The organism is Micromonospora sp. CPCC 205546 (assembly GCF_036902715.1).
In the GTDB taxonomy this organism is placed as follows: Bacteria; Actinomycetota; Actinomycetes; order Mycobacteriales; family Micromonosporaceae; genus Micromonospora.
In genome coordinates this window covers 1-9,516 of the sequence record NZ_JBAKHL010000118.1, presented here as the reverse complement: position 1 = coordinate 9,516, position 9,516 = coordinate 1, and the positions used below count along the sequence as shown (strand labels likewise).

At 74.5% G+C, this 9,516-nt stretch carries 7 protein-coding genes and 1 pseudogene; 6 read left to right on the top strand and 2 right to left on the bottom strand.

Features of this window, described 5'->3' with window-relative positions; translation table 11 throughout:
* Positions 1-8: 8 nt before the first annotated feature.
* Together V6U77_RS28890 and V6U77_RS28885 are read right to left on the bottom strand one after the other, a co-directional pair.
* Positions 9-878: a pentapeptide repeat-containing protein gene (locus tag V6U77_RS28890; RefSeq protein ID WP_334609915.1), complete on the bottom strand. Its 870-nt coding sequence runs from the start codon at positions 876-878 to the stop codon at positions 9-11.
* A 264-nt stretch (positions 879-1,142) separates the two neighbouring features.
* Complete coding sequence (locus tag V6U77_RS28885; RefSeq protein WP_334609913.1) at positions 1,143-1,955, bottom strand: SDR family oxidoreductase; 813 nt, start codon at positions 1,953-1,955, stop codon at positions 1,143-1,145.
* 172 nt (positions 1,956-2,127) lie between these two features.
* On the opposite strand from V6U77_RS28885, the gene V6U77_RS28880 reads away from it, so the two are divergent.
* The 6 genes and pseudogenes from V6U77_RS28880 to V6U77_RS28855 form a co-directional block, all read left to right on the top strand.
* The gene (locus tag V6U77_RS28880) at positions 2,128-4,920 is read left to right on the top strand and encodes a WD40/YVTN/BNR-like repeat-containing protein (protein WP_334609912.1); all 2,793 of its coding nucleotides are present in this window, start codon (positions 2,128-2,130) and stop codon (positions 4,918-4,920) included.
* A gap of 29 nt (positions 4,921-4,949) precedes the next feature.
* Positions 4,950-5,804, top strand: a complete 855-nt coding sequence (locus V6U77_RS28875; RefSeq protein WP_334609911.1) for a carbohydrate ABC transporter permease — start codon at positions 4,950-4,952, stop codon at positions 5,802-5,804.
* 2 nt (positions 5,805-5,806) lie between these two features.
* Positions 5,807-7,141, top strand: a complete 1,335-nt coding sequence (locus V6U77_RS28870; protein WP_334609910.1) for an ABC transporter substrate-binding protein — start codon at positions 5,807-5,809, stop codon at positions 7,139-7,141.
* On the top strand, positions 7,138-8,181 hold the full coding sequence (locus V6U77_RS28865) for an ABC transporter ATP-binding protein (RefSeq protein WP_334609909.1): 1,044 nt from the start codon (positions 7,138-7,140) through the stop codon (positions 8,179-8,181). The genes V6U77_RS28870 and V6U77_RS28865 overlap by 4 nt, the downstream gene beginning before the upstream one ends.
* A 38-nt stretch (positions 8,182-8,219) precedes the next feature.
* On the top strand, positions 8,220-9,089 hold the full coding sequence (locus V6U77_RS28860) for a carbohydrate ABC transporter permease (RefSeq protein WP_334609914.1): 870 nt from the start codon (positions 8,220-8,222) through the stop codon (positions 9,087-9,089).
* Positions 9,090-9,187: 98 nt separating this feature from the next.
* Positions 9,188-9,516, top strand: a pseudogene (locus V6U77_RS28855) (GNAT family N-acetyltransferase); the annotation flags it as partial.

Below are 9,516 nucleotides of genomic sequence, written 5' to 3'. Positions count from 1 at the left end.
AGAGTGGGTCAGCGGCGGCGGGGCGGGCGGGTGGGGGAGCGGGATGGGCGGCGCAGGGGGGTGAGGGACAGCGGGGACCAGTGGCCGGGGCGCGTGCGGCCGGGCGGTAGGGCGGTGTGCTGGTCGCCCCGGGCCGCGTCGAGCTGCGACTGGTGCAGGAACAGGGCGCCGCTAAGATCCGCGCCCCGCAGGTCGGCCCCGCGCAGGTCGGCGCCGGTGAGGTCGGCCAGGTGCAGGTCGGCGCCGCGCAGGTCGGCGCCGATCAGCAGCGCCCCGCGCAGGTTGGCCCGGCGCAGGTCGCTCCGGCGCAGGTCGACGCCGAACAGCTGGGCGCCCCGCCGGTCCACGCCGGGCCGGCCGCCCCGGGCCCGGGCCGCGTCCCCGGCGCGCGACAGCAGCGGGTTGACCCGCCCCCGGTACGCGTCCACGTCGAGCGCCAGCAGCGTCCCGGCGGGCTCCCGGGCCAGTCGCTCGGTCTCGTCCAGCGCGGCGGACAACTCGTCGCGCAGCGGCTGCGGCGGGCGCGTCGCGAGCGCCTCGGTCAGGTACCAGAGCAGCTCGTGCAGCGGCCGCATCACGGCGAACGTGTCGAACATGCGCGTCGCGGCCTCCGGCGCGTCGCGCCAGTCCCGCCCGCCGAAGGTGACCTGGGCCACCCGCTGCCCGGCGCCGAAGCAGTCGAACACGGTGCAGCCGGGAAATCCCCGGTCGCGCAGGTCGGCGTGGATGCCGCAGCGCGAGTCGGCCCCCAGGTTCGGGCAGGGCCGGCCGGCGGGCTTGTCGATCGCGAAGTCGGCCGACGCGGAGAAGGCCGGCGCGACGCAGCAGAGCCCGAAGCATCGGGCGCAGTCGGCGCGCAGGCCGTCCGCCGGCGACATCGCTCCGGGGGTCTCCGACACGCTGACCGTTCTCCTGCCGTTCGGGGGTCTCCCGCCGGCGGCCTCGCGGGCGGAGGTTCCCATTGTCCCGCGCCCGCGAGGCCACCGGACCGCCGGGTACGCGGCCCACGCCCCGGGCACGGGGAGCCGGGGCGCACCGTCCGCGCGGCCCACGCCGGGCGCGGTGGAGCCGGCGCACCGGCTGCGCTGCCAGGTAGCGGGCGCAGGGGCGGCAGCCGCTGCCGGCGCGGGCCACGCCTGCGCTCAGCCCTGCACCGAACGCCAGTCGTGCGACTCCAGCGCGTTGGCCTGCGGGCCCATCATCAGCATGCCGCCGTCCACCGGCCAGGACGCGCCCGTGACGTACGCGGCGGCGGGCGAGGCGAGCAGCGCGACCACGGCGGCCACCTCCCGCGCGTCGCCCGGTCGCCCGACCGGCACCCCGGGGCGCTCCTGCGTGAACGGGTCGACGTCCTCCTGACCGGTCATCGGGGTGGCGATCTCACCCGGCGCGACCGCGTTGACGGTGATCCCGTCCGCGGCCAACTCCTGCGCCATCACCTTGGTCAGCAGGCCGAGCCCGCCCTTGGCCGCGCAGTACGCGGCCGAGCCGACCCGGGGCGCGTGCTCGTGCACGCTGGTGATGTTGACAATCCGGCCGCCCAGCCCGGCGGTCCGCATCCGCCGGGCGGCGCGCTGCCCGCACAGGAACGGCCCGTCGAGGTCGACGGAGAGCACCTCGCGCCACTGCTCCCAGCCGGTGTCGACGAACGGTGTGGACGCCCCGGTGCCGGCGTTGTTGACGAGCACGCCGAGGCCGCCGAGGCGGTCGGCCAGCTCGTCGACGACCGCGTCGGCCCCCGGCAGCCGGGTCAGGTCCAGTTGGGCGACCTCGCAGCGCCGGCCGGCGGCGCGCACCTCCGCAGCCGTCCGTTCGGCGCCCCCGGCGTCGCGGTGCCAGGTGACGCCGACGTCGAAGCCGGCCTCGGCGAGGGCGACGGCGCAGGCCCGGCCGATGCCGGAATCCGCGCCGGTGACGATGGCGATCCTCGGGTAGTTCTCGTAACGCGATGGCATGTCGGCGCACTACCCACTCCACGCGGACGCAACCCCGCGATCGATTCCCCTCCTTACCGAGGGTTGTCTGTGTCGATGCGTTCTGTCATCCTCCAGCGTGGACGCTGCCAGCGACGGTCGCCTATCCGTGGGTTCGCGCTGAGGTGGCGCTCTCACCTGTCGGAGGGACCTCGTGAAGCGCAGACGACGCCATCTGCTCGCAGGACTGGCGGTCGGCGCCCTGGTGGCGTCGACCGGACTCATCGGAATCCACTTCGCCGGCGCCGAGGTGCCGACCCCCGCCGCCGCGGCCGGCGACGGGGAGATGCCGGGCGCGCTCGGCGCCCACATGGAGCGGCTGCGTCAGGCCGTGCCGGGCAGCGACGGCATGTCGCCGGACGGGCCCGGCAACGCCGCGCAGCAGGAGTTCCTGGAGCGCGCGTACCCGGCCGACACGATCAGCATCGCCCAGGTCGACCGCTCCAAGTCGGCGTACGCGGCCGCCGAGCGGCGCGCCGGCGGCACCCGGGGCTGGACGAACATCGGCCCCAGCGAGGCCCTCTACCCGTTCACCGAGTTCCGCAACGCCGCCAACTACGTGCCGAACGCGTACGTCGCGGGTGGCCGGGTCACCTCCATCGACATCGCCCCGGACTGCAACGCCCTGCTCTGCCGGGCGTACGTCACGCCGGCCGGCGGGGGCGTCTGGGGCACCCTGAACGTGCTGGCCGCCGAGCCCAAGTGGTTCTACCTGGGCGGGCCGCTGGGCATCAACGCGGCCGGCTCGGTCAAGATCGACCGCAACGACAGGACGGGGCTGACCATCTACGTCGGCACCGGCGAGGCGAACACCTGCGCCTCCGGCTGCGTCGCCGGCGTCGGCCTCTACAAGTCCACCAACGGCGGCGTCACCTGGAACGGCCCGCTGGGCAAGGACGCCCTCGCCGGCAAGGGCATCGGTGAGATCACCGTCAAGCCCGGCGACCCGAAGACGCTCTACGTCGCCACCACCACCGCCCTGCGCGGCATGTCGAGCTCCTGCTGCACCGGCGTCACCCGGCCCGTGCCCGACGCCGAGAAGTGGGGCCTCTACAAGTCCACCGACGGCGGCGCGAACTGGACGTTCATCCACAACGGCTCGGCCGACGCGACGCAGTGCACGGGCAGCGCCGCCGAATACAACAACACCGCCGCCTGCTCGCCGCGCGGCGTGCGCTACGTCAAGCTCGACCCGCGCGACGCGGACACCGTCTACGCCTCCTCGTACGCGCGGGGGGTCTGGCGCTCCGCGGACGCCGGCGCCACCTGGACGCAGATCAAGCCGTCGCTGAATCCGGCGGTCTTCCAGACCCGGGCCGCGATCGACGTGACCGCCCTGCCGGACGGCAGGACCCGCATGTACGTCTACGAGGGCAACCTCGGCAACCCGTACTCGCGGCTGTTCCGCAGCGACGACGTGGCCGGCGCCGCCCCCGCCTTCACCGACCTGACCAGCGCCAACCCGGCCGACCCGGGCTACGCCACCTACAACCAGTGCACCGGCCAGTGCTGGTACGACGTGTTCGTGCACACCCCGGCGGGGCACCCGGACATCGTCTACACGGGCGGCTCCTACGTCTACGGCGAGACCGTCGCCCACAAGCGGGCCGTGGTGCTGTCCACCGACGCCGGCGTCAGCGGCACCGACATGACCTTCGACGGCACCGACGAGCTGCACCCCAACGGCCTGCACCCCGACCAGCACGCCCTGGTCACCAACCCGCGCAACCCGTACCAGTTCTTCGAGGCCAACGACGGCGGCGTCATGCGCTCCAGCGGCCAGTTCGTGGACCGCTCGGCCTGGTGCGACAACCCGGAGCGCAACCTGGCCACCCAGGCGCAGAAGGACCGCTGCCGGCAGATGCTGTCGAGGATCCCGTCGAAGCTGGACGGCATCAACAAGGGCATGAACACGTTGCAGTTCATCAGCCTCTCGGCCAGCCCGCACGACCACCGGCTGCTGCAGGGCGGCACCCAGGACAACGGCACCTGGGAGAACAAGGGCGAGCGCAAGCGCTGGGTCAACACGATGATCGGTGACGGCGGCGCGTCCGGCTTCGACGTCGGCAGGCCGGAGTTCCGCTTCCACACCTTCTACGACGCCTCGCCCGAGGTGAACTTCGCCAATGGCGACGTGGGCGGCTGGATCTCGATCTCGGACCCGGTCTTCGGGCAGCCGGGCACCCTGTTCTACGCCCCGGTGATCACCGACCCGAAGGTCAGCGGCACGATGTTCGCCGGCACCTCGCGCACCGTCTACCGGACGAAGACGTTCGGCCTGGGCGACCGCAGCCTGGCCGAGGCCGACCGGATCTGCAACACCTGGACCGGCACCTTCGAGGCGCAGTGCGGCGACTTCGCGCCGCTGGGCACGGTCAACCTGACCGACGCCGCGTGGGGCGACCGGGCCGGCGGCGCCGTCTCGGTCTTCGAGCGCGTCGCCTCCGACTCGTCCACGGCGTACGCGGCCACCAGCACCGGCCGGGTGTTCGTGTCCCGCAACGTCGACGCCGAGCCGGCGTCGGCGGTCACCTGGACGCGCATCGACACCGCCGCCACGCCGAACCGCTTCGTCACCAGCGTCCACGTCGACCCGGCCGACCCGGCCCGGGCGTGGGTCTCCTACAGCGGCTTCAACTCGAACACCCCGGCCACCCTGGGGCACGCGTTCGAGGTGCGGCTGGCCGGCGCCGGCGCGACCTGGACCGATCGGTCGTACGACGTCGGCGACCAGCCGATCACCGACCTGGTCCGCGACGACGTCACCGGCACCCTCTACGCGGCCACCGACTTCGGCGTGCTGCGGCTGGCCAAGGGCGCCACGACCTGGGTGAAGGCGGCCCGGGGCATGCCGAACGTGGAGGTCGCCGGGCTGACCATCGTGCCGGGCAAGCGGGTGCTCTACGCCGCCTCGCACGGTCTCGGCGCCTGGCAGCTCACGCTCTGAGGCAGGCGACCATCGGCAACGACACCACGGTGAGGGGCCGCGCACGGGGCCCCTCACCGCTGCCCGAGGCGGCCGGCCGCGCCTGGCGCACCCTCGGCGCGGCCTTCGTCCTGCTCGTCTTCGTCCCGCCGCTGCTGCTGCTGGTCTCCGGTTCGCTCACCGAGCCGGGCCTGCCGCCGCCGCCCACCCCGCAGCTCGTGCCGGAGCCGGTCTCCACCACCGGCTACCGGCAGGCCGTCGAGCTGGGCGGGCTGCTGCGCGCCTCGCTCAACTCGGTCCTGGTCGCGGTCGTCGCCGTGCCGCTGAGCGTGCTCGTCGCCTCCCTGGCGGGCTTCGCGCTGACCCGGATCGCCCCGCGCGCCACCGCCGTCGTCGTGGCCGCCTCCCTGGTCGCGCTGATGGTGCCGGCCACGGCGCTGCTCGTGCCCCGCTTCGCGGTCTTCCGGGCGCTCGGCCTGACCGACACCCTGGTGCCGCTGGTCGCCCCGGCGCTGCTGGGCACCTCGCCGCTCTACGTCCTGGTCTACCACCTGGCGTTCCGGGCGCTGCCGGCCGACCTCTACGACGCCTGCCTGGTGGCGGACCTGTCGCCGCTGCGCACCTGGTGGCGGGTCGCCCTGCCGCTGGTGCGCCCGGTCACCGCCGGCCTCACCGCGCTGACCTTCGTGCTCACCTGGTCGAACTTCCTCGACCCGCTGGTCTACGTCTACGACCGCGACCTGTTCACCCTGCCGCTGGCGCTGCGCTCCCTGTCGGTGCTGGACCCGACGAACTTCCCGGTGTTCCTGGCCGGCGCGGTGCTGGCCACGGCGCCGGCGCTGGCCGTCTTCGTGCTCGCCCAGCGGCGCTTCCTCCACCACGACGACCCGACGGGACGGGACTGACGATGCGACCGACGACGCGACCGAGGGCGCTGCTCGCGCTGCTGCTCACCGCCGTGCTGGCCGCCGCCGGGTGCGGCGCCGGCGCCGGGTCGTCCGCCGACGGCCCGGTGCGCCTGCTGGTCTTCGGCGCCCCCGAGGAACTCGCCGCCTACCGCACCCTCGTCGAGGCGTACGAGAAGGCGCGTCCCGGCGCCGACGTGCAGCTCGTCGAGGCCAGCGACCGCAAGGACCTGCTGGCCCGGCTCGCCACGTCGGTGGCCGGCGGCGCCCCGCCGGACCTGTTCCTGATGAACTACCGCTTCTACGGCCAGTTCGCCGCCAAGGACGTCATCGAGCCGCTGGACGACCGGCTGGCCGCCTCCGAGGCCGTCGACCCGGCCGACTACTACCCGGTGGCGTGGGACGCCTTCCGCTGGCAGGACCGGCAGCTCTGCCTGCCGCAGAACGTCTCCAGCCTGGCCGTCTACTACAACCGCACCCTGTTCGCGAAGTACGGTGTGCCCGAGCCGAGGGCCGGCTGGACCTGGAACGACCTCGTCGCCACCGCGACCGCGATGACCCGCGACTCCCGCGGCGCGGTGATCAGGGCCACCGAGAGCGAGGGCGCGGCGCTGCGCCCGGCCGTGCACGGCCTCGGCGTGGAACCGTCGATCATCCGGCTCGCCCCGTTCGTCTGGTCGGGCGGTGGCGAGATCGTCGACGACCCGGCGAAGCCGACCCGGCTGACCCTGGACGCCCCGGCCGCCCGGGAGGCGCTGAAGAACCTCGTCGACCTGCGGCTGGCGTACGGGGTGGTGCCCACCGACGAGGAGGTGGAGGCCGAGGACGACGAGTCGCGCTTCGCCAACGGCCGGCTCGCCATGCTGATGAGCTCCCGCCGCTCCACCACCACGTTCCGCTCGATCACCGGCTTCGAGTGGGACGTCGCCCCGCTGCCCGTCTACAGGGAGCAGGTCGGCGTGCTGCACTCCGACGCGTACTGCATGACGCGGGGCGCGAAGCGCAAGGACGCCGCGTGGCGGTTCCTGGAGTTCGCCATCGCCGAGGAGGGGCAGCGGATCGTCGCGGCCACGGGCCGTACCGTCCCGTCGCACGTCGGGGTGTCGCGGTCCCCGGCGTTCCTGGGCCCGGCCCAGCCGCCGCGCAGTGCGAAGGTCTTCCTCGACGCGATCCCCACCGTCCGGGCGCTGCCGACCGTCTCCACCTGGCCGGAGATCGAGGACGTCACCTACGGCATCCTGGAGAACGCCGTGCACCGGGGCGACCGGCTCGACGACGTCGTGCGCGAGCTCGACCGGCAGACCCGGCCGATCTTCGCCCGCGGGGAGCACGGGTGAGTGACCCTGGCCTCGCCCTGGCCGGGGTCTCGGCCGCGTACCGGGGCGCGACGGTGCTGCACGAGGTGGACCTGGCCGTCGCCCGGGGCGAGCTGCTGGTGGTGCTCGGCCCGTCGGGGGCAGGCAAGTCGACCGTGCTGCGGGTCGTCGCCGGCCTGGAGCCGGTCACCGCCGGCCGGATCCGCATCGCCGGCCGCGACGTCACCGCCGAGCGCCCGGGCCGGCGCAACGTGTCGATGGTGTTCCAGTCGTACGCGCTCTTCCCGCACCTGAGCGTCGCCGAGAACATCGCGTTCGGCCTGGAGGTGCGCGACACACCCCGCACGGTGGCCCGCGAGCGGGCCCGCGCGGCGGCCGAGACCGTCGGCTGCGCCGCCCTGCTGGACCGCCGACCCGGGCAGCTCTCCGGCGGTGAACGGCAGCGGGTGGCGCTGGCCCGTGCGCTGGTGCGCGAGCCGGACGTGTTCCTGCTCGACGAGCCGCTGTCCAACCTCGACCAGGCGCTGCGGGTGCAGATGCGCGCCGAGCTGCGGGCCCTGCACGACCGGCTGGGCGCGACGATGGTGCACGTCACCCACGACCAGACCGAGGCGCTGGTGCTCGCCGACCGGATCGCCGTGCTGCGCGACGGGCGCATCGAGCAGGTCGGCACCCCCGACGAGATCTGGCGCACCCCGGCCACCACCTTCGTCGCCCGCTTCGTCGGTTCCCCGGCGATGAACCTGCTGCCGGCCGACGGTCCGCTGGCGCCCACCGGCACCCCGCCGGTCGACCCCGCCGGTGCCGGCGAGCTGGAGATCGGCTTCCGGCCGGAGGCGGTCGTCCTGGACGCGACCGACGGCGCGGCGGCCACCGTCGAGCGGGTCGAGGTGGTCGGCGAGGACGCGTACGCGTACCTGACCCTCGCCGGCGGGCACCGGATCGTCGCCCGGGTGCCCGCCGCCCGCCGGCCGGAACGCGGCGCGCCGGTACGCGTCGGGGTGCGCTGGGCCGACGCGCACGTCTTCCACGCCGGCTCCGGGCGCCGGTACGCCCCGTGACGAGCCCCGACCGTCGCTCGCGCCGGCAGCTGGCGCTGATGCTCACGCCGTACCTGCTCGGGCTGGTCGGGCTGGTGCTGCTGCCCGCCGCCGTCACCCTGGCGCTGGCGTTCACCGAGTACGACCTGCTGCGCCCGCCGCGCTGGGTGGGGCTGGACAACTTCGCGGCGCTGCTGGCTGACCCGGTGTTCCGGGTGTCGCTGACCAACTCGCTGGTCTTCGCGCTGGTGGCCGTACCGCTGCGGATGCTGCTCGCGCTCGGCCTGGCGCTGCTGCTGCACCGCCGCGCGGTCGGCGTCGGCGGCGCCCGCACCGCGGCGGTGCTGCCGACCGCGGTGCCGGAGATCGCCTACGGCCTGCTCTGGCTCTGGCTGCTCAACCCCCTCTACGGCCCGGTCAACCAGCTGCTGCGCACGGGCGGGGAGAACGGCCTGACCGCGCTGGGACGCACCCCGCCGCAGTGGCTCACCGACCCGACCGACGCCCGCGCGGCGATCGTGCTGATGAGCCTGTTCACCGTCGGCGAGACCTTCGTGGTGCTGCTGGCCGCCCGCCGCGCGCTGCCCCGCGACGTCTACGAGATGGCGGCGATCGAGGACGCCACCGGCTGGGACGTGTTCCGCCGGGTCACGCTGCCGTTGATGGCGCCCGTGCTGGGGCTGCTGGCGGTGCGCGACGCCATCCAGAGCCTGCACTTCTCCTTCGTGCCGGCCTTCGTGGTGACCGACGGCGGCCCGCCCCCGTACGCCACCACCTACCTGTCGCTGTTCGTCTACCGCACCGGCTTCGAGTACCTGCGCTACGGCTACGCCGCCGCCGCGACCCTGGTGATGATCCTGCTGACCGTGGCGGCGGTGCTGGTGCAGTGGCGGCTGATCCGCCGCTACCGCGCGTTCTACCGGCTGTGAGAGGCCGGCGCGTGCCCGATATTGCCGGCGCCGGCGCCGGGCGACGTGGCATGATCGCCCACCGCGCCGGCCGGGTGGCGGCGCGCGAGGAGGACGGCATGCAGTTCGAGGTACGCCGGATCGGGCCGGAGTCGACCGCCGGGGCGGCCGACGTGCTCGCCGACGCCTTCGACGGGTACCCCTGGATGGCCTGGACGGTGGCCGCCGACCGGCACCGGGAGCGGCTGGCGGCGATGTTCGCCGGCACCGTCGCCGCCGTCGGGCTGCCCTACGGCGATGTCTGGGCGGCGGTCGAGGCCGACGGGCGGCCGGCGGCGGTGGCGGTCTGGCTGCGCCCGGAGCGGCCGGTGCCCGACGAGGTCTGGGCCGGCGTCGCGGCGCGCAACGCCGAGCTGGCCGGCGACCGGCAGCCGGCGCTGCACAAGTC